A 21,268-nucleotide genomic window follows, 5' to 3' on the forward strand; every position below is an offset into this window, starting at 1 on the left:
ACGTTTTTGCTGGTCCAGATATAAATACTTTGTAATACAAAAGAAATGAGGTATTAACAATGGCTCGACTACTACGAAGTATCAATAGAAGTATAGAAAAGTATAAGAAAAAACCTTTCTTAACTCATTCACACACTGATGCATCAAATTTTCGACTAAGAGATGCGATTAATAAACCAGAAGAATTGATTGATTACTGCCATGAGATTGGATTGAGTGGAGTAGTTATAACAGATCACGAAACTTTATCATCCCATGTAAAAGCTCATAAGTATGTTGAAGAGAATAAAGAGCGTCTTGGAGATTTTAAACTAGGGTTCGGCAATGAAATTTACCTGGTTGATAAAGAAGATACCATGGAGAAAAAATCATTAAACCAAAAGATTAGTTTTCACCACTTTATATTAATCGCCAAGTCACAAAAAGGATATGAAGGTCTGAAAAAACTTAGCTCTAAAGCTTGGTACAACTCTTTCTTCTACCGTGGAATGGAACGTGTTCCTACGTACAAAGATGAATTAATGTCTTTAATGCAGGAGTACCAAGGGGAAATTATTGCTTGTACAGCTTGTGTTGGTGGAGAACTTCCTCAGTCTCTAATTTCATATCATGATAATCCTACTCCTGAAAATAAAAAACGAGTACATGATTTCATTGTTTGGTTAAAAGGTGTTTTTGGAGAAGATCTTTATTTTGAACTGCAGCCATCAAAAAACCGTGACCAATTAGTAGCTAATGAAATGATGCTAAAAGTGTCGGAAGCTTACAACGTTAAATGTATTGTCTCTACTGATGCCCATTATCTAAATAAAAAATATGCTCCGGCACATAAAATATACCTTACAGCATCAGAAGGGGAGAGAGAAGTTGATGAATTTTACGCCACAACTTACGTTATGGGATATGAAGAATTGCTTGAGTACTTTGACGAGGAACTATTAGATGTTCTTGTTGATAATACGAATGAGATAAGATCCAAACTTGGAACAATTACATTTGCCCAAGAAACTAAAGTTCCGAAAGCTCATATTCCGAAATATGAAATGAGCCAACTATTTGTTCCTCACTATATGGAATACGAATACATTAGAAAATATGCTGAAAGCAGATACGACATCGATCGTTATTATCTTCATTTAATTGCCGAAGGTATGGTTGCGAAGAAACAAGATCTGAATAAAGAGAACCTTTCAAGAATAAATACTGAGCTTGATGAGCTTTACCATATTACTGAAAATCTTGGTCAGCCACTTTCATCTTATTTTGTCCTTTCAAAAGATGTGGTTGATTTGATGTGGCAAGTCTCGCTAGTTGGTGTGAGCCGTGGATCGGCATGTTGCTTTTATCTGAATTACCTTTTAGACATTGTTCAGCTGAATCCAATGAAATTTAACCTACCTCATTGGAGATTCTTATCAAAAGAACGGCCAGAACTCCCCGATATTGACCTAGATTCTGAAGGATCAAAGCGCCATGAAATTATCCAAATCACAAAAGAGCACTATGGAGAAGAGAACGTCTTGAACATGGGGACTTTTACAACAGAGGGTACTCGTTCAACTGTGTTAACTTCTTGCCGTGGATTAGGAATTGATAAAGATATTGCTCATAATATTGCTAACCTAATTCCTACTCGTAAGGGTGGCATCTGGAGCTTGCACGAATGCTTTTACGGAAACCCAAAAGAAGGAACTAAACCGGCTAAAGAATTCTGCCGTGAAGTTGAAAAGTATGAAGGTTTAAAAGAAGCAATGCTCTCTATTGAAGGATTAATTTCCGGCCGTGGCCAACATGCTTCAGGAGTTATTATTTTCCCTGATGGATATATAAAACAAAATGCCATGATGAAAACAACTTCTGGGCTGCCTATCACTCAGTTTGATGCAGAAGACAGTATCTATATGGGTGGGCTCAAATTAGATTACCTGTCCATTAATGCTCTCGATAGAATTAGAACAGCTTTAGATCTTCTTTTGGAACATGGAAAAATTGAATGGCAAGGCTCATTGAGAGAAACTTACAATAAATATTTTCATCCAGATGTTCTTGAAATGGAATCACCAAGAATGTTCGATTTACTATTTGAAGGACATGTTTTGAATGCTTTTCAATTTGAGACAGCTGTTGGGCAACAGGCACTTACTAAAATTAATCCTCGATCCTTTGATGAGTTATGCGCTGGCAACTCTTTAATGAGATTGAGTACTGATGGAGAGCAGCCACTTGATAAATATGTTCGTTTCAAAAACAACATTCAAGATTGGTACGAAGAAATGAAAACAGCCGGTTTGAATGAGGAAGAAATTAAGATTCTTGAGGAACATTTACTTGATAGGTATGGCATTTGTGATACTCAAGAAGGGCTAATGTTGCTTGCTATGGATGAAAGAATTGCTGGGTTCAGCCTAACTCAAGCTAATAAATTCCGGAAAGCTGTTGCAAAGGCAAACCAAAAATTAATTGAAGATCAAAGAATTAAATTTTATGAAGGTGGAGAAAAAACTGGGGCTCGTAAAGTATTCCTGGACTATGTTTGGAATAAAGAACTTAAACCTCAGTTTGGATACTCTTTCTCATTACCTCATATTGCTGGGTACACAATGATCTTAATGATTGAAATGAATATCTGCCATAGATATGGAGCGATTTATTGGAAGACAGCTTGCTTATCAGTTAACGCGGGGATGATAGGTGAAACTGAGAAAGGCACAAAATACGGTGCAATTGCTAAAGCTGTTGGAGATATGAAAGGTGATATTTTAAACCCGGACATTAACCTTTCAAATAAAGAATTCACACCTTTAGAGGAAGAGAATAAGATCTTATTCGGTCTCAAGCCGATTGCCGGTTTAGGAACAGATGCAATAGAAAAAATCATTGAACATCGGCCTTATAAGAGCTTTGGGGACTTCTTTAAGAAGATAGTCGATCCTGGTCTAATTTCTGAAGCTAAAGTTGTTTCGTTAATAAAAGCTGGTTGCTTTGATTCTTTTTATCCAAACAGGCGACTCTTAATGATCGACTTTGTTAAGGCAATTACCCCTAAAAAAGAAAAGCTTACAATGGTCCAACTACCAACTATAATTCACTTAGCTGATAAGCAAAGATTTGGAACTGAGCTTGAAGTCTATAAGTTTAGAAATAAACTTTTTGGAAGAAATAAAGTCCCTATGACAAGAGAAATCGAACAAGAATTTATGGATTTCTTACAGGCGTACCCTTATCAAGTTGATTATGAATTTAAAGACGGAAAACTTTGTGTTGATCAGAAAACCTTCGATAAAGCTTACAAAGAGATTATCGAGCCATTAAGAATGTGGGTTACTTCTCCTGAAGCTGCCGAACAATTTAACAAGATTAAAATGAAAGAGTTCTGGGCCAAACACTGCCAAGGAACAATTGAAGCTTGGGAAATGGAAACATTACTATTCTACTCTAAAAAGCATGAGTTAGATTACATGCCATTACACAACTACTTTAATATTGCTAATTTTAACGATCTGCCGTCTAACCCAGTTATAACTGGATACAAAAAAAATAGAAGAGGAAATGATGTCCCTCAATACAAGATCGATGTTATTGCTGGAACTGTAGTTGAAAAAAACAAGCAGAAGTCTCTCGTCCATGTCCTAACTCAAGATGCTGGCGTTGTAACTGTAAGATATTCTAAAGGTCAGTTTGCTCACTATGATAAAAAGGTCGTTCGAGTGCATGGTAAAGAAAAAGAAGTCCTTGATCCATCTTGGTTCGAACGAGGAAGTAAACTTGTTCTGGTTGGCTTTAGGCGTGGAGAAGAATTCGTCCTTCGGACAACAGGAACTCAATTTAAGCACAGCACAATGAAAATCAAAGGTTATGACTCCGAGAAGTTATACCTTCAAATGGCTAAAGTCGCAGAGTAATCTGCGGCTTTTGTTGCTTCTACAGGGCTCTACAAGGAAATTAGTTTGCTTTGATAATATAACCAACCATCTAAATGCACAATATCGCAGTCATGATTTACATTTCTGTTATAACCGATATAATACCCTCAGTCATGACGGTCATAAGTAATTTATTTAAAAAATAATGTAATAAATGATTTACGTTTTTCAATAACCAGATATAAATATAAAGAATTAAATAACAACTTAAATAATAATATAAATAAAAAATTATTTAAGTTGGAGAAAGGACTCAACTACTACTATGAATCAATTTATTCTTGATAGTCAGAAAGAGTTTCAAAAACGTATGGGTCATGACCTTGATAACATGACTCTTCAGGAAAAAGCCACATACATCAAGACTATGATGCTTTGGACGATTGATGAACTCAGTGAAGCTCTTCATGAACTTCCTTATGCTAAAGAATGGTCCAGCAAGTATGAAAAAGAAGATTATGATCTTGAAAAACAGCAGCAGCTATTTAAGGAAGAGGTCATTGATGCTTTGCATTTCTTTACGAATATTCTCATTGCTGCACAAATGACAGAGGAAGAAATTTTAAAATTGTATAAAGAAAAGAACCGGTTGAATTATCGCCGGCAAGAGGATCCAAAACTCGGTTATGTCCGGGGGTAAACTTAGTGATCAAAAAAATCTTAGAGACACTTTTAATTCATTCAATTGGTTATCTGATTTGTTTAGGATGGATCAGTCTTGGTTTTATTCTTGGCTATTTTGGAGATATGATCCTTCATCATATCTTTTCATTTTAATACTTTAAATCATTAAATAAATCGGAGGAAATTAATATGACAACTACTATGCAAACCACTACTAAATACTTTGCGGATACTAAAGTAGCTGCAGAAGCCATTGTAGACCAACAGAAGGCGGAACATGGTGAATACCTTAAATCCCACACGATCACGAAGAAGACTAAAAAAGAAGTGGAATATTATATTGTCTTAGTTACCGTCGAGTACTACAAAGATAAAGACCTCGTGGTGACTGAACAATAAGATGAAGTATGTATTGGCTATTGCTTTATTTTGTACATTAATCACAGCTTATAACCTATTTATCATTTTTCTTATTGGTTACTTCATTTACAAGTTAATGAAACGCTCATAAAGGGATCGGAGGATCCCTTACTCAACTACTAATTGGAGGAATACACTATGGTTAAGGTTATTTGGATATATAAAGTGAACGATCCACTCAATGATTTCTTGGAAAGACAAATAAACGCAGCAGATTTACAAGGCAGCGAATTTGAGAAATTGTCAATTGACGAACATCCTGAGCTAATTGAAGAATATGAAATTGAAAAGACTCATACATTGGTTTTCTTTGATAGGGAAGGCGATAGAATTGCAAACTACGACGGCCCATTTAACAGCAAAGAACTTGAAGAATCAATTAAAGTGATGAATTTTTTCGATTACGTTGCTAATTACAATGGTGAGGAATCATGATATATGTTCTACTTGGAGCAACGTGTTCTGGCAAAACAACAGCATTAGAGACATTAATCCGTCAAGGTCATCAAACGGTTATATCCTATACAACTCGTCCAAAACGCCCAAATGAGATTGATGGGGTTGATTATCATTTCGTTACTCAAGATTATTTTGAGTGGCTTGATGAATCAGGTTTATTAGTTGCAAAGAATAGCTTTAGAAGTGCGTTCGGAGACATCTGGAGCTATGCAATAAATAGCCAAGATATAAAACTCTTTGAAGACCAAATCGTGATTACAGAGCCTTCTGGTTATAGCGATCTAACTGAAAAATACGGTTCGAACAATGTTGTGGGAATCTATTTAATGACTCCTTACGATGTTCGATTAGCCAGGGGATTGAATAGAAAAGATAACTCAGACGAGCTTTTAAGAAGATTAGCTGCGGATGAAAGAGATTTTGAAGGATTCGAACTTGAAGTTGATTACACTATTGTTTCAGTGGATAAGGACCAGGTTATCGAGGACATTCTTAATATTATGAATGGTGACATTAAATGAAGAGCCTACGGTTAGTTTCACCATTACCACCATCAGTTAACAACTATCTAAATTACAAAGTCTCTTCAAATGGCCGGCGTAAATTTGTTCAGGCATATCCATCAGAAGAGACTAAGATATACAAATCCTTCTTTACTGATTATGTAAAAGACCAAATGAATGAACAAGAGTGGGAACAACCTGAAAAAGGAAAGTTAGTGTTTGTAAAAATCAAGTTTTTCTTAGATCGCAAGAGAAAAGACCCAAACAATTTCTTGAAGGTCCCATTCGATGTTTTTACGGAAGCCGGCGTTTATCTTGATGACGATGTGGCTCTACCAGTTGCAGAAAGGGTTTATATTGATAGTCAAAACCCGAGACTGGAATTTGAGATTTATGAGGCTTCCAATATTGGTGTTTTCGATGGCCCAAAAGATCTTGAAGATTTCAAAGACAAAAACTGTGCTCTATGTAAGAAGAAACCTGACCATTGTACAATATTTAAGAGAATCATTGACAATAGGTTAGTTCAAGAGTTCAATCTTTCTAATAAGGAATGTTTAGCAAGGAGGTAAATACCTCCTTTTCTTTTGCTAAATGATGGGGTATCATTTATTAAGTTAAAGATATACATAAAATGAATATTTTATGTTAAATAAGGTCATTTGAGCCTTACATGTCTATATGTTCATATATCCGTTCTTATTCGCTAAAAAATAGGAACAAATGTTCCCTCAATCACCGTATTATGATATTATATTAACGTGTCGGTCAACATAATAAAGGTCATATCAACAAAACAAACTAAACTTTCATAATCCTTCGACTATGGGGAATAATCAAAAAAAGAGGTGTACGATCTAGTACTTATGTAATATAATAATTATTGTAAGTACTACCAAAAAAGACCTATTCTGAAGACTTCTAATCTGTGAAAAGGCTCAAACAAAAAGTTAAAAAAATAATATTTTTTTCGTTTACGTTTCTATTTCTCTAGATATAATCATTAAGTCTGATGGATATGGAAATTTTGGTTTTACTTGTATCCACCAACATGAAATAGCAATATAGAGAGAGGACGAGACTTAGTGAAGAAGAAAGAAATCTTATTTTCAAATGGATTATCAATTCAAATGACATTTGAAGAGGTGAGGGAAAGATTTTTGCCGATGGTCTATAAGACTATGAAACAAGCTAATTCAAAGTTTATGTTTAATCAAGTTGAAGAGGAAGATTTTCAGCAAGAGTTGGAGCTTGAATTATGGAGGGCCTACGAAGCGTATGATTCAGACACAGGATACTGTTTCACAACATATCTGTACCCGAAGTTAAGAAAAGGGGTAAGAAATGCTACATATTCCCGTTATGCTCAAAAGAATCAAAGCAATGGAGTCTTTTCAATATCTTCACCAATAGGTGATGACGATCTCAAGATAGAAGATATGCTCGCTGCCAACGACACATCTTTTGATAACATTGCCACTAACGAACTTCTTTCAATCATTTTGAAAAACGTCAAAGAAGACGAAATGGACTTACTTAAAATTATTATTGACGTAAAAAATAATCCTGTTAATGCTTATGCTAAAAAGCATGGTTTGACTCGTCAGGCTGCCAACCAGAGAGTCATAAAGCTTAAGAAAAAATTACGTTCTGTTATCGCCAAAGAATACCTTGAGATCGCTTAACATAAAAAGATCTTATTCAAAGTCTTACCTTGCTGCCAACAAGGTAGGGCTTTTTATTTTGCTTTAATTATTATAACATAACACGAAGTGGTAATAAATAGCATTTCTTCGATAATTTATAATTTTTGTAAGAACTTACCACAGAACCAAAGTGATTCTGCTTAAAGCTCACTAATTATCTTTATTTATTATTATATATAACACAAACGAATAGGACACAAACATCCGAAAATCGTTAAATTAATGTTATTTCCTCGTAAAATTTTTAAAACGAAGTTTAGAAACATTACCAACTTTTCGAATTTTTACAATATCCTACAAATGGACCAAATCCTATTCAAAGTCCATTATAAGTTAAGGGAAATAAAAATAAAAGGGTTTTCTTTAAATTAGTCAAGAATTAAGAAAAAATATTTTTTCTGTTCATTTTTTCATTTTGCGATTAGATAATAATTTATTTAAGAGTTTATTTAAAAAATTATTTACGTATGAATAACTTTCCATTATAATTGAAATGAGTTCCAACTAAAGAAAACTAAGGAGATGCTTTAACTTGACACTAACTACTGTAATTGATATTGGGAATTTTAGTACGAAGTACGCTTATAAGGACAAAAAACAAATTAAGGTCGGCAGTTTCCCTTCTATTCTCCATAGCTACAAGCCTTTAGAAGATTACGAGGGAATGGAAAGAGTAGAGTACAACGGCCTTGATTATTATGTTGGAGAAACCGTTAAGAACTTCTATTTCGGCCGTGAAGAACAAATGTATTTCGGCAATACAAGAAAAGGCCATATGGAAGGTCAAATTCGATTAGTATATGCTCTCTATACAATCTTTAAAGAGACTGGAAAGAAAGAATTTAACTTAATTCTAACTTGCCCATATGAAAGTATGGTTACAGATAAAAAATATTTCGTTCAACATTTTGAAGGAGAAAGAGAAGTTATCGTTGAAGGAAAGTCATTCAAATTCACTGTACATAATATCGTGATGGCTGCAGAGGGATTAGGAGCTCTAAACTTCTCAGATTCATTAAACTGCGTCATTGTAGATGCTGGTTCTAAGACATTAAACGTCCTTTATTTAATCAATGGGTCTATAAGTAAAATGGATAGCCATACTATTAATGGTGGGACGATCGACAATTCAATAATGGATTTGGCGAAGACTTTTGCTAAGACTTGCAGCAATATCGATTATGACTATCCTATTGTTTGTACAGGTGGTAAAGCAGAAGAAATGAAAGAATGCTTAGAGAATGTTGGATATTCCACTGTAAGTTCTGCCGAACTGGGTGAGGATAAACCATCTTACTACGTTAATTCAGTTGGATTGCTTCTAAAATACGGTAGGAAGTTTGAGGAGATGTTTGCGTGAGTCGCGAAGATAACTTCATGTATCAGATCAATTGGAATAAGAAGAAGTACCCTGAAATTTGTAAAGCTCTTGAGGACGCTAAGAACCGAACCGGAGGGATTGCTTGGTACTTAAGAGAATTGATTCAGAAAGACCTTGAAGAAAAACGGGGAGGGGTTGTTCGTTCAACTCCGGTATATGAAACAGTTGATCAAGAAGTCCAAAACGATCCTCCAAAGCCTTCTAAAGCAAAAATTGAAACAATTGAGTTACCAGATGATTCAGGAGGGTTCTTATGAAAATTGAAATTAAAGAAAAAGACTTACTCGAGATTCAAGATCTCATTATGAGGTCTTATAGTTTTATAAAGGATGGTCCTGTTCCGGAACTTGAAAAAGAGTTGTATGAGACAGTTCACAAGATAGATAGGATAATTAGGAACGAAGAATAAAGACAGCCAAAAGGCTGTCTTTATTAAATTTTTACCTAAATTCTGTATTTTTTATGTACAGAACTTCCAATTTATGGTATAATTAATAATGTAAGAGAGATAAATAACAAATCAACTACTAAGAAAGAGGGAATTAACCATGAAAAAACTTACTATCGAATTGCTTAAAGAAGAAACTCTAAAAGCTATTGAGATGGCTAAAGAAGATTTTGGAGTTGAAATTGATCCTTCTTCTATTGATTATGAAAGCATGTTAGAAAATATTAAGTATGATTTTTCTGAAGAAGAAATCAAGAATAAACCTGTAGCATGTGCTAGCAAAGAAGCATTCCGTAAAGTTTCAATCTTAATCTAATAAGTTTTTAATTAAGGGTTCAGCTATTAAGCTGGACCTTTTTTGGTCTTTTCATTTACGTTCTCAATTGTACGGATATAATTACAAAGTTAAATCTTACAATGGAGGACTTTATCTATGGATATAACTTTTAATACTGGTTTAATGGGTTCTGGAAAGTCTAAAAAGTTAATAGATGATTACTTAATTGATCCTAAAGAAAAAGTTGCCCTTTCAGTTAGTTTAACCGAAGATACTTTTTCAAGAGGAAAAATCGAAAGTAGAGATGGACGCAGCCTAAGATCAATCAACTTAAACAGGGATCAATTCAAACAAAATATTTCTTTATTAGAAATCATTATATTCATGACAAATACCCAAACAATTTATATTGATGAATCTCAATTTCTTCCTAAAGAAACCGTTGAAAAATTTGTTTCATTATCAGAAAGCTACCACGTACCTATTCATTTTTATGGTCTTGATCTAACCTTCACAGGAGAGTTATTTGACTCATCTAGTCACCTTTTAACCATCCTACCCTCCGAAAACATAAACCGAATCTCAAGAGGTTGCGAAGCTTCTAAGTGCTCTAAGATAGCTCAGTATAATGCTCGAATTGTTGATGGAAAAGTCTCTCGATCTGGAGAAACATTTGTAGAAGAAAAGAGTTATTATCTTGCGTTATGTTCTGATCACTATTACAATGATGAAAAAATTATTTAATTTTTTATTGAAAAAGTGGGCTTTTTCGCTCACTTTTTATTTATTTTCTTACATAAAATGTTATAATAAATATAGAGAGATTAATAAGCTTTACTCTGTGGGGGATAAAATGAAAATCAAAATAAGAAGAAATGCTGCTGACATTTATAGAAATGAAAACACTGATCTGTCAGGAGTATACATTGGAGATCCTGTTTGGGAAGATAGACTTCAGAAAATTTCAGGGAAAACTCTAGAAGTTGATACAGAAACCTTATTCAAGTATGAATTCAATACTAAACCGATTAAAGGGGTCTCTAAAGAAGGAATTAGAATTCCGGAAGAATATGTAGAAGAAGTTATTGACGATGTTAGAAAAGGAAAAGCCTACTGTGAGCTTTGCAATCAAACCTCTAATAGTGATAAAGTTTGTACCAATTGTGGTAAGACTGATTATTTAGAAGCATTTTTCGATGATGATGATTATGAATCCTAAAATTGAACATAAAAAATCCCACTCTAATCGGAGAAAAAGAGTAGGACTATGAGATAAATAACTTTAACTCAACTACTGATTCACATTTTACCTAATACATACCCAATATGTCAACCATTTCTTCCTTCTTTCGACGATAAAGGAGGATTTTTTTATACTCATTTACGAAAGTTCAACAAAGTATTATAATAATAAAAAATAGCCTAGTTGGCGCTAGACTATTTTTCGCTTGGCAGCACCTGAGCAAACCGACCAAAGTTTAACAGGGCTACATATATGCCTTTTCATTGCTTTTGGCTATTTTTAATTCAATTATATCAGGTGTTGCTTCGGACTTCAACAAAAAGGAGCAACAAAAATGAGTAAATATTTCACAGCTAATAACCTCGACTCTCTGGTATTTTACCAGGTTCCAAAAGTTCTTCTGATCGGAGACAAGTACAAAACTATGAATCCGAATGCCATGAAACTCTACATAATTTTAATCGACCGAATCAAGCTCAGTATGATGAACAATTGGAAAGACGAACTCGGAAGGTATTACGTTCGTTTAAGCATCGAAAAAGGTTCAGAGCTTCTAGGATTCTCAGATTCAACTTTCAAAAGAGCAAAGAAAGAATTAGCAAAATACGAACTGTTAGAAGAAAAAAGGGAAGGGATGAACAAGTCGAACATCCTCTATCCTCTGATGCTGGAGTATACCGAAGAAGATATTTATCGGTTAAACAATGAAGTTGATGACCTTTTAATTAAAGCAGAGGAAACAGCCAAAAACATAGATAAAAACTGGATGGGTCAAAATGAACTTTCCAGTAATGAACGGATAGGTCAAAATGAACTTTCCGGGAAAGTTCAAATTGAACCATCAAGAGAGGTCAAATTGAACCATCCGGATAGTTCAAAAAGAACCACTAATAATAATAACTCTATTAAAAATAACTTTAATAATAATGAGAATAATCTTGTTAACAAATTGTTAACAAGAGAAGAAACTATACATAATTTAATCTCTGAATATATGAAAAAAGGTTTGCCTAAAGAAGTTTGCATTATGGTTTTAGACGAAGTAGAGAAGACCCCAGATGTGAAAAATTTTGGAGCCTATTTAAGAACTTGTCTTGATAATGCTCTTCATAAAAGAAATCTAAAGTATGGAAATATTGATTTCAAAGGGAAGAAAATAAATGGGCAAGTGCCGTTTTATAATTGGTTAGATAATTAAAAATTAACCTGAAAATACTCCTAAAATCGTTTTACGAACTCATAAACGAAGGATATAATGTTTATAGAACCTAGTCCCAATATATGGGAAAAGATTTTAGGAGGAAGCTTAACTTGACTACTACTAATCAAGACAAGATTAAAAGATTGGACGATAGAGAGAAGTCCAGAGAAAAAATTGCAATTTGGTATGGATCAGCAGATAACTATTATCATGGTTTGAAAGAAATCCTTGCTAATGGAACTGATGAAGTTATAAATAATTTTGATGAAGGAATAGTTACCCTTGAATTGTTTGATGACCTTCAAACTGTTCGGGTTACAGATACCGGTCGAGGGATACCCATTGATGGGGAAACCGATGGCGTTAAAAACTATGAATTATTGTTTAGAACCCTGTTTGCCTCTACAAAATATGAAACGAGCGAACAGACTACTACTGGTACTAATGGTGTAGGGGCGACAGTTCTCAACTTTACTTCGTTGTTTTTTCATATCGAATCTTATTACGATGGATATAAACACACCTTAAAATTTGAAAATGGTGGGGAACTCGTCCAGGCCTTAACAAAAGAAAAAATAAGTGAAGACCGCCACGGTACAGTTATAACTTTTAAATTGGATCCTGAAGTTTATCCCGTGGTTACTTATGACAAAGATGTCGTCCGAGAAATTGTAAGAAGGTTTGCTATTGGCTCACATAAGATTAAATTAATCTTCATTCATAACGGTGAAGAAGAGACTTTCCATTATGAAAGCGTTGAAGAGTATTTTGAGGAACTGATTGGCAGCACAACAACTTCTCCAGTGATTACAGCACCAGAATCTTTATACGAAGAAGATGGAGAACGAACTCAAATAAAGCTTACTTTTTCAACAACAACCGATCCAATCCAGGAGTCTTATTTGAACTTAACCTACCTTTCTGATGGGGGTTCCTTTAATGACGGCGTTATAACTGGGATAAAAACCTTTTGTAATAAATATGCTAGAGAAAATAAGTTATTCCCTAAAGGAATTAATTCTTTTACAACAGAAGATATTGAATCGAGCGTTAGTTTTGTCTTGGTGGCTTTATCAAATAAAGTTGAATTTAAAAACCAAACAAAACTTTCAACTGATAAGAAGCTTTATCGAAAATTAGCCCAAAGGCATACTACCCAACTTCTCGAAGTTTTCCAAATAGAAAATGAAAAAGGCTTCAAAAAGTTCGTTAATCACTTACTTGAAGTTCAAAAACATAATACTCAGTCTCAAAAGGCTAAACAGCAGCTCAAAAAGAAACTGAGTGAAAAGGTCGATGGTATTGGAAATAAAGTGGCGAACTTGGTCGACTGTAAGAAGCATGGCAAAGACTCTGAAATCTTTATTGCTGAAGGCCAGTCTGCGTTAGGCTCAATTGTTTTAGCACGAGATGCAGTTTATCAGGCAGCTTATCCACTTCGCGGAAAAATTCTGAACTGCCTTAAAGCAGATTATACGACTATCTTTAAAAACCAAATTATCACTGATCTAATTAAGGTTCTCGGTTGTGGTATTCAAACTGACAAAAAAAACAAGGACCTTGATACGTTTAATATTAATAACCTTCGTTATGGAAAGATTATTATTGCTACTGACCAAGATTCTGATGGAGCTCAAATAGCATGTTTAATCATTACAATGATCTATCGACTAATGCCGAAGCTAATTGAAGAAGGTTATGTTTATATAGCTCAAACACCACTTTATGAAATCAAATTGGAAGATGATTCAATGATCTACTTCTATTCAGAAAGTGAAAAGGACCAAAAGATCAACACTTTAAAGGGTAAATACACAATTGCTCGTTGTAAGGGTCTTGGGGAACTTGATGCAGTTACTATGGCTGAAACAGCGATGAATGAAGAGACACGGAACCTTATAAAAGTGACAGTTGAAGACGCTGAAAATATGATTGAGTCCTTAGAAACTTGGATGGGTAGCAGCGTTGATAACAGAAGAGAATATATTTCAGAAAATCTTTATAAGTATGTTGAAGAAGCAATTTAATAGCTTTTCTAAGGTTGGCAATTAAATTGCCAATCTTTTTTATTCTCATTTACGTTTTAGAAAGACTAGATATAAAGATTACGTAATGAGAATTTTCAATAACCAGGAGGTAACTTTAACTTGACTACTACAAACAAAAACATAGAACAAATCATTGAAAACAATATGATGGAGTATTCTGCCTATATCTTACTCGATCGAGCTCTACCAGATCTTCGAGATGGACTTAAACCTGTTCATCGAAGAATACTTTATTCTATGTACTTACAAAAAGCCTTTAAATTCACGAAATCAGCAAATGTTGCTGGACAGGTTATGAAGTTACACCCTCATGGTAGTTCTTATGGAAGTATGGTTGGTATGGTCCAAAAAGATCGCCATATCATTCCCATGCTCGAAGGAAAAGGAAACTTTGGACAATACACTTCAAGAGATTTAATGCCGGCAGCTGATCGATACTCTGAAGTAAAACTCTCTGAAATTTCAATTGATATGATGCAGAACTTCGATAAGAATGTTGTTGATTTTATAGATAACTATGATGGAACAATGAAGATGCCTGAAGTACTTCCTGTTAAGTTCCCTTCAATACTTGCATACTCAAATTCAGGGATTGGTGTTGGTTTTAGTTCGTCTATTCCATCATTCAATTTAAAAGAATTAACCGAAGCTATTGTTAAGTATATTGAGACGGGAGAAAAAACGGTTCTAGTTCCAGACTTTGCAACTGGGGGATTAATTGTTAAAGAAGATAATGTATTTCGCCAATTGAACGAGGAAGGTCGGGGAACAGTTAAGATCCGAGGGAAAGCTGAAATTGTAAAAAATGAGATACACATTACTGAAATTCCATACTCGACAACTCGAGAAGCAATCATTGAAAAAATCGTTGAATTAAATAAAGCTGGCAAGCTAAAAGAAGTAACTGATGTTAAAGATCTGACAGGCTTGAAGGGAATGCTAATCACTATAACTGCCCGTCGAAATACAGATATGAATGTGCTGCTTGAAAAGCTTTATAAATTCACTCCGTTGCAATCAACATTTTCAGCGAACATGAATATGCTTGTTGATGATCTTCCCAAAGTCTTAGGAGTTTGGCAAACAATTGATAAATGGCTTGAATGGAGAACAACTTGTATTAAGCGTGGATTGTCTCACGATATTGAAACAATGACTCGTAAATTACACTTACTCCAAGGTCTTGAGAAGGTATTGTTGGATATTGATGAAGCCATTGAAATCATTAGAAGATCAAGCCAAGATCAGATTGAACGAAATCTTCAAAAGCATTTTGGAATAGACTTCGAACAAGCTAAAGAAGTGGCCAACATGAAGTTGAGAAACATTAATAGAGAGTACATCATTAAGAAAATTGAGGATATTGATAAATTCGAGAAAACAATCGAGAATTATAAGATGATCGTCAAAAGCCAGGATAAAATAAATCAAATCATTATTAAGGGTTTGAAGGAAACTAAGGAGAAATACGGAAAAGAGAGACGAACAAAAATAGCTGAACTTACAGAAGTTAAACCAGTTCGTCTTGTAGAAGAGGTACCGAACTATGCAGTAACAATCTATCTCACTAAGGAAGGTTATTGCTACAAGTTTAAAGGGAATCAGGAACCTAATCTAAAACCTGGGGATGAAGTTTTAAAAGTTTTTGAAACAGAAAATAAAGCCGAGATCCTTATCTTTGGATCCGACCGAGTTTGTCATAAAGTCGAACTTAAGGATATTGACGAGACACGGGCCAATGCTCTTGGGACGTATCTGCCGAATATGATTCGGGATAAAAATATAACTATTGTTTCGTATTCTATTTTAGATAGCACTCATAAGTTTATTATTGCAGCATATTCGAATAACCGGATCGCAAAAATCAATCTAGAAGCATTCCAGGGTAACCGGACGATCCTTAAAAACTCATACTGCTTAAAGCAAGACCTGTTAGACATGATTACTTTAGAGGATGATGTTAGCCTAAATCTCCTGACAGATAAATCAAAGTTAACCGTTGATACAAAAAACTTCAACTTAACGAATGGCCGAAACGCTACTGGTGTTTATGCTTCTCCATCAAGGAAACTTAAGAAAATTGAGGTAGCTTAGGCTGCCCTTTTTTCTTGCCAAAATTCGACAAACCTCTACAAAAAATATGTACGATTTCCATATGTTGGATTATAATTAATTATGTAAGAGATAAATAATTCAACTACTTTATTGGAGGTCATATTGTGTCGAAGGTTTATGAGTATGTTCAAGATCGTATCATCCGGGCTTTAGAGGAAGCCATTGAGAATGGAGGTCCAGCACCTTGGAGAAAACCCTGGAAAGGAGGGATGCCTAAAAACTATATCACGAAAATTCCTTATCAGGGAATAAACCTTTTACTCTTGGAAGGAGGCAGCTATTTAACCTTTAAACAGATCCAAGAACTTCAAAGGAAAAATCCTGAAGTCAAACTGAAAAAAGGCAGCAAGTCTTATAAAATATATTTTTGGAAGCCTGTTGAAAGAGGAGAGGACGAAGAAAGTGAAAAAGATCGTCCGAACTTTATCTTCAGGTATTATAACGTCTTCCATACTTCAGATGTCGATGGGATAGCAGATGACACTGCTGATTTTATAAACGATCCGATTGAATCTGCTGAAAGAGTTGTAAGCGCTTACAAAAAAGAGTGCCAAATTAATATAAAAGTAGGCTCAGATAGAGCTTATTATAACCCAACTCTTGATTCAATAACTGTACCATCTATTAACCAGTATGAGAATGTTACTGAATATTACTCAACAGTATTTCATGAAATGATTCACAGCACTGGACATATTACTCGACTCAAGAGATTTGAGGACGTCCCAGGCCAAACTATTTTCGGAAGTGAAAGTTATTCCAAAGAAGAATTAGTCGCTGAGATCGGAGCAAATATGATTCTCTCAATGTTAGGAATTGAAGATCAAAATCAACAAAAAAATTCCGTTTCTTATTTACATAACTGGTTATGCCGGATAAAAGAAGATAGGGGATTGATAATATCGGCTTCACAACACGCCCAAAAAGCCTCAGATTTCATTTTAAACTTTATTGAAGGGAAACATATTGAAAATGATTTGAAGCTCACAGAAGCCATTTAAATGCTTTTAGAGACATAAAATGTTGATTTTATAACAAAGGGGATTGAATAATGGGATCGGAATTTAATCATCTTAGACTTATCAAGTCAGAGGACTCTGAAGAAAGTTTTGGTACAGCAGAAACAATTAAAGATGGTTACGGTCACGAATTTGGTTATGTGATCGATTTCATCAAAGAAGATTTATATTTTCTGGTGGGTAAAGAAGGCGGAAAACTAAATGATATGAGGTCCTTCATCTTTACCAAAGAGAATTTAACATACCTTAAACAAGCTATTTCTGATTTTGAAAGCACTCTAAAACAAAAAGGAGAAATGGAAGAATGAAAAAGTTAATTGTTGGAGTACTTGCTGTTGGACTTGCTTTTACAACTGTTGCTGGAGTTCATCCTGAAAAAGTTGATGCTGCTAAGAAAAGAAAGATCTACCATGTAAAAGGAAGGTTTAATGGATATGCCGATCCTACCTTCTTTGAGGTTAAAGTTGGCAAGAAGTATAAAGTCCTAATGTCAAACAATGGCTGGTACAGAAAACACCTGAAGGAAGGAAGAACCTACACTTATTTCTATTACAAAGATAAGTATGGGCAATTAAAAGTCGTCAAAATAAATAAATAAGCAAATAAAAATCGCCAGGTGCTCCTACACCTGACTCTCTATGAAACAAGGATTTGTCGATAAGGAGAATATATCATAATGGACCATATTTTACAAGTTTCTAAGAAGAAGAGTGTAACAATTTGGAAGAAAATTGGAACCTTAGCTTTTCCGTTTCTATTTCTTATTCAATCAGCTCTTGAATCCGTTTGTGATTACTTCGATCTCTCTACAAAATCAGATGTTATGTGGATGCTCGTTTTTGTTATGTTCTGTGTATTCACTTGGATGTTCTGTATCGTTATAAACATGTTTAATTGAATAAATATAGAAAGGATGCTGATAAGCATCTTTTTTTGGCAAAAGAATATGATTTTTTATTCATAATTTTTTATTATTATCCAATAAAAGAATAAAAAATATGGCGAACATATGTACGAATCTTCCATAAAATGGTATAATAATTTATGCAAGAGAGATAAATCTAATTAATTTTCATATAATCTCGGAGGTAACTTGAAATGACAGCTACTGAATTATCCACGAAATCTGTTAAGGAATTACGCAATATTGCAAAAGAAATGAATATTACTGGTCGTTGGGATATGAACAGGACTCAATTGATTTATGCTATTGAAAGAGCCCAATTGATTTCTAAAGCTAAAGATCTTGGAATTGAAACCGCAGCAATGCTTAACAACGATCAAATCAAGAAGGTGATTGAAGCAGAAAGAAATACACCAGCAGAAGAAGAAAAACCTTCTCACAAAAAACGTGGGGCCAAGAAGAGAAAAATTGAAGTTTATAAAGATGGAGAATTAATTAAAACCATTGACGGGCTTATGGAAACCTTTAATTGGGTAACTGAAAATAAAATCACAAACGTTGGATGGGTAAAACGATCTCTTAAAACTGGAGAAGAAACTGCAGCCGGTTATAAGTATCGTGAAGGAGGTTACTTGTTCAAGTATGCTAACTAATCAAGAAATAAATAAGAAAGAAAGTAACCTGGTCTTTGGGAATTTAAAATTAATTAATCAAAGTTCAACCATTTGTTATAATAAAGATAATCAGTCTAATTTGAAGGTGATTATCATGAAACAATATACAGCAAATGAAATGCTGAAGCTTATTGAAGAGTTACCCGAAGAAGAAAAGAAAAAAGTCTTGGATAAAGTTTATGATGAATATTTTCTTGGTGGAGGAGCTAAGAGATATGAATCCGTAAATGGTGAAGCCAAATAAGCTTTGCCATTTTTTATTGACTTATACCGACAAAATTCGACAAGAACTTACAAAAAGAGTGTACGACACTTCCAATAAATGGTATAATTAATAATGTAAGAGATAGATGAAAGGAGAAAAACAATGGAAGAGACAGCATATGAATTCCTTGAAAAAATTAAAAATATGGAACCAGCTGAAAGATGGAAATTACTCGATTTAATGTATGATCTATATTTTAATAAAGGTATTCAGATCCTGGATGAAGGAGATGAATATTAATGAGTAATCACTCTAAAGGTGATATTTGGATGTATCATGATCCTGACAGTGGTAAACGAAGACCTGGAATAATCGTTGGTTATTCTGGTCCAAATGAATTTGATGTTACGATTGCAAAATTATCAAGCCAACCACCACGAACCAAATTTGATTTGGTCCTAGAAAATTGGAAAGAGATCGAGCTAATCAAACCTTCAATTGTAAGAACCAATAAACTTTATACGATCAATGCCAATCGATTGATCTTCAGAGTGGGAAAAATTGAAGGAGAACAATTGCAATGGATAACTGATAGCGTGGTGAATTACATAATCGGAGAGTCACATTAAGTGGCTCTTAAATTTTCGTAATATTCAATATTTATTCTCGATAAAATATTTATGAGATACCTTACAAATTATTGTATAATGCTTTATAGGAGTGATCGACATGACTGATGAACTTTTAAAACTTATGCAATCTCTATCTGAGAAGTTTGACAAGGGGTTTGAACAGATTGATAAGAGATTTGATTCTGTTGAAAAGCGTCTTGATAATATCGAGCAGCGTTTAGAAATGATGACAGAGAAAGAAAGCAACACTAATGAAGACGTGATTGTTCTTCTTAAGAAAATTAATAAACAAACGACTGATATAACGAAAGACATCGAATATCTTTCTGGTCAGGTTGGAAAACACGATATGATCTTAAACAGATTCAAAAATTAATAGGGACCCATAGGGGTCCTTTTGCTTTACATACATATAACTAGTCTGGAGGAACATTGGATGCTGAGATTGCTAATTGAGCATTTGAAGTTATGTCTTACTGGCATCCGTTATTAAAAATTACATAATCAAAAAATACAAGCAGAGTAATACCTGCTTGTATTTCTGTTGTTTAAACAATTAGAAACAATTATTAACAACGTCACCTAAGCTAAAGAATTCTAGTACGGCTTTTTGAGTTTCAGCTGGTAGTGCTTTAGTAGAGACTTTTACGGCTTTTTTTATAGCATTTGTTCTAGAAAGTCCTAGGTTTCTTTGATGTTTATAAGCTCTGATAATTGTTTTTGTCATGGAATTTAGTCCGCCCATTAATTTTGCGGCTTTTTTAACCTTTAAGATCTTTGCCCATGGGATAGCATTTACTGCTATAGCTTTAGCAGCACTAGAAATGCAACTCCATGTATTCAATACTATAAAGGGTCCGATATTATCCTGTACGGTTTTAACAGCAGTCAGTTTTTCTCCATCAGCAACAAATTCATAACCATCAAATTCGTTACCTTTATGTATGTTTAACCATTCAACACCGGAGTTTATTCCTTGTTCAGCAACATCCTCTGGCATTTGATCAATTAATTCTAATAGGGGTTCGAGAGTTCTTTTCATGTTCTGAGCTTCTACATTAACTTGCTCAGAAGAAACTTCATTAGAATTTTCTTTAGCGTTAGCTATTGGTATTGTTATAGTGGTGAAAATTAGAGAGAAACAGATTACAATGACCAATTGTTTAATGCTTTTCTTCACGATAAAACTCCTTTACAATATTTTTGTAGAATTATTTTCCGATGAAAATAATAACATATTTTTTAAAAAATAGGAGTGTGTTTATGAAAAAAATTTTGTATTTTTTGATACTATTGATCGTTGCAGGCTCATTTATTATTAATATTTTCGTAGATAATGAATCTATTTCAACAATAGTTAATATTATTGGACTAATTGCAATTATTATTATGGGCATTGTTTTAAGAATTCCTTTTGGTAACTCTTCTGAAAAGTAACCCTTTTTCAGATCAAATGAAAAAGCAGACCTTTAAAGGCCTGCTTTTT

General features: G+C 34.0%; 26 protein-coding genes. 25 read left to right on the top strand and 1 reads right to left on the bottom strand.

Translation table 11 applies throughout. The features are described 5' to 3' along the window. Positions 1 to 59: 59 nt before the first annotated feature. The 24 genes from MHH82_RS40940 to MHH82_RS41055 all read left to right on the top strand — a co-directional run bounded on the left by MHH82_RS40940 (position 60) and on the right by MHH82_RS41055 (position 20,158). Positions 60 to 3,902 carry a PHP domain-containing protein gene (locus MHH82_RS40940; RefSeq protein ID WP_213397195.1) on the top strand — a complete coding sequence of 1,281 codons (3,843 nt, stop codon included), beginning with the start codon at positions 60 to 62 and terminating at the stop codon, positions 3,900 to 3,902. Between the two features lie 286 nt (positions 3,903 to 4,188). After that, on the top strand, positions 4,189 to 4,563 hold the full coding sequence (locus MHH82_RS40945; protein ID WP_013603331.1) for a dUTPase: 375 nt from the start codon (positions 4,189 to 4,191) through the stop codon (positions 4,561 to 4,563). A gap of 173 nt (positions 4,564 to 4,736) precedes the next feature. Beyond that, positions 4,737 to 4,946, top strand: a complete 210-nt coding sequence (locus tag MHH82_RS40950; RefSeq protein ID WP_009968550.1) for a hypothetical protein — start codon at positions 4,737 to 4,739, stop codon at positions 4,944 to 4,946. A gap of 159 nt (positions 4,947 to 5,105) precedes the next feature. Continuing rightward, positions 5,106 to 5,402 (top strand): thioredoxin family protein, encoded by a 297-nt coding sequence (locus tag MHH82_RS40955; protein ID WP_013603333.1) that lies wholly within the window; start codon positions 5,106 to 5,108, stop codon positions 5,400 to 5,402. Beyond that, positions 5,399 to 5,947, top strand: coding sequence for a guanylate kinase (locus MHH82_RS40960; RefSeq protein WP_013603334.1), 549 nt, complete (start codon positions 5,399 to 5,401; stop codon positions 5,945 to 5,947). The genes MHH82_RS40955 and MHH82_RS40960 overlap by 4 nt, the downstream gene beginning before the upstream one ends. Then, positions 5,944 to 6,501, top strand: coding sequence for a RusA family crossover junction endodeoxyribonuclease (locus MHH82_RS40965; protein WP_213397196.1), 558 nt, complete (start codon positions 5,944 to 5,946; stop codon positions 6,499 to 6,501). The genes MHH82_RS40960 and MHH82_RS40965 overlap by 4 nt, the downstream gene beginning before the upstream one ends. Positions 6,502 to 7,014: 513 nt before the next feature. Then, positions 7,015 to 7,614, top strand: coding sequence for a sigma factor (locus MHH82_RS40970; RefSeq protein ID WP_009968495.1), 600 nt, complete (start codon positions 7,015 to 7,017; stop codon positions 7,612 to 7,614). A 553-nt stretch (positions 7,615 to 8,167) separates the two neighbouring features. Next, entirely contained in the window at positions 8,168 to 8,995 is an 828-nt protein-coding gene (locus MHH82_RS40975) for a ParM/StbA family protein (RefSeq protein ID WP_013603336.1), read from the top strand. Next, on the top strand, positions 8,992 to 9,273 hold the full coding sequence (locus MHH82_RS40980; protein ID WP_009968681.1) for a hypothetical protein: 282 nt from the start codon (positions 8,992 to 8,994) through the stop codon (positions 9,271 to 9,273). Before MHH82_RS40975 ends, MHH82_RS40980 begins: the two co-directional genes overlap by 4 nt. After that, a complete protein-coding gene (locus MHH82_RS40985) occupies positions 9,270 to 9,425 on the top strand; it encodes a hypothetical protein (protein ID WP_009968683.1) in 156 nt (51 codons plus the stop codon). The genes MHH82_RS40980 and MHH82_RS40985 overlap by 4 nt, the downstream gene beginning before the upstream one ends. Positions 9,426 to 9,564: 139 nt before the next feature. Continuing rightward, positions 9,565 to 9,780: a hypothetical protein gene (locus tag MHH82_RS40990; RefSeq protein WP_013603337.1), complete on the top strand. Its 216-nt coding sequence runs from the start codon at positions 9,565 to 9,567 to the stop codon at positions 9,778 to 9,780. A gap of 117 nt (positions 9,781 to 9,897) precedes the next feature. Continuing rightward, entirely contained in the window at positions 9,898 to 10,485 is a 588-nt protein-coding gene (locus tag MHH82_RS40995) for a thymidine kinase (protein ID WP_013603338.1), read from the top strand. Between the two features lie 109 nt (positions 10,486 to 10,594). Further along, positions 10,595 to 10,960 (top strand): hypothetical protein, encoded by a 366-nt coding sequence (locus tag MHH82_RS41000; RefSeq protein WP_020846156.1) that lies wholly within the window; start codon positions 10,595 to 10,597, stop codon positions 10,958 to 10,960. A gap of 358 nt (positions 10,961 to 11,318) precedes the next feature. Next, the gene (locus tag MHH82_RS41005; RefSeq protein ID WP_074794761.1) at positions 11,319 to 12,182 is read left to right on the top strand and encodes a replication initiator protein A; all 864 of its coding nucleotides are present in this window, start codon (positions 11,319 to 11,321) and stop codon (positions 12,180 to 12,182) included. Positions 12,183 to 12,295: 113 nt separating this feature from the next. Further along, complete coding sequence (locus MHH82_RS41010; RefSeq protein WP_213397198.1) at positions 12,296 to 14,212, top strand: toprim domain-containing protein; 1,917 nt, start codon at positions 12,296 to 12,298, stop codon at positions 14,210 to 14,212. A 120-nt stretch (positions 14,213 to 14,332) separates the two neighbouring features. Beyond that, positions 14,333 to 16,327, top strand: coding sequence for a DNA gyrase/topoisomerase IV subunit A (locus tag MHH82_RS41015; RefSeq protein WP_213397200.1), 1,995 nt, complete (start codon positions 14,333 to 14,335; stop codon positions 16,325 to 16,327). A 125-nt stretch (positions 16,328 to 16,452) separates the two neighbouring features. Beyond that, complete coding sequence (locus MHH82_RS41020) at positions 16,453 to 17,349, top strand: ArdC family protein (RefSeq protein WP_064911594.1); 897 nt, start codon at positions 16,453 to 16,455, stop codon at positions 17,347 to 17,349. A 50-nt stretch (positions 17,350 to 17,399) separates the two neighbouring features. Further along, positions 17,400 to 17,675, top strand: coding sequence for a hypothetical protein (locus tag MHH82_RS41025; protein ID WP_213397202.1), 276 nt, complete (start codon positions 17,400 to 17,402; stop codon positions 17,673 to 17,675). Beyond that, positions 17,672 to 17,965: a hypothetical protein gene (locus MHH82_RS41030; RefSeq protein WP_213397204.1), complete on the top strand. Its 294-nt coding sequence runs from the start codon at positions 17,672 to 17,674 to the stop codon at positions 17,963 to 17,965. Before MHH82_RS41025 ends, MHH82_RS41030 begins: the two co-directional genes overlap by 4 nt. Before the next feature lie 500 nt (positions 17,966 to 18,465). Next, positions 18,466 to 18,924 (top strand): Rho termination factor N-terminal domain-containing protein, encoded by a 459-nt coding sequence (locus MHH82_RS41035; protein WP_213397206.1) that lies wholly within the window; start codon positions 18,466 to 18,468, stop codon positions 18,922 to 18,924. After that, entirely contained in the window at positions 18,914 to 19,189 is a 276-nt protein-coding gene (locus MHH82_RS41040; RefSeq protein ID WP_213397208.1) for a hypothetical protein, read from the top strand. Before MHH82_RS41035 ends, MHH82_RS41040 begins: the two co-directional genes overlap by 11 nt. A gap of 123 nt (positions 19,190 to 19,312) precedes the next feature. Next, positions 19,313 to 19,450: a hypothetical protein gene (locus MHH82_RS41045; protein ID WP_013603347.1), complete on the top strand. Its 138-nt coding sequence runs from the start codon at positions 19,313 to 19,315 to the stop codon at positions 19,448 to 19,450. Next, the gene (locus MHH82_RS41050; protein WP_213397210.1) at positions 19,450 to 19,779 is read left to right on the top strand and encodes a type II toxin-antitoxin system PemK/MazF family toxin; all 330 of its coding nucleotides are present in this window, start codon (positions 19,450 to 19,452) and stop codon (positions 19,777 to 19,779) included. The genes MHH82_RS41045 and MHH82_RS41050 overlap by 1 nt, the downstream gene beginning before the upstream one ends. 100 nt (positions 19,780 to 19,879) lie before the next feature. Further along, positions 19,880 to 20,158, top strand: a complete 279-nt coding sequence (locus tag MHH82_RS41055) for a hypothetical protein (RefSeq protein ID WP_213397212.1) — start codon at positions 19,880 to 19,882, stop codon at positions 20,156 to 20,158. 180 nt (positions 20,159 to 20,338) lie between these two features. Here MHH82_RS41055 and MHH82_RS41060 read toward each other — a convergent pair whose 3' ends face one another. Continuing rightward, entirely contained in the window at positions 20,339 to 20,962 is a 624-nt protein-coding gene (locus tag MHH82_RS41060) for a hypothetical protein (RefSeq protein ID WP_213397214.1), read from the bottom strand. 83 nt (positions 20,963 to 21,045) lie between these two features. Between MHH82_RS41060 and MHH82_RS41065 the strand changes: the two genes are divergently transcribed. After that, positions 21,046 to 21,219 (top strand): hypothetical protein, encoded by a 174-nt coding sequence (locus MHH82_RS41065; protein ID WP_009968656.1) that lies wholly within the window; start codon positions 21,046 to 21,048, stop codon positions 21,217 to 21,219. Positions 21,220 to 21,268: the final 49 nt, after the last annotated feature.

This window comes from Bacillus sp. FSL K6-6540, from assembly GCF_038007545.1.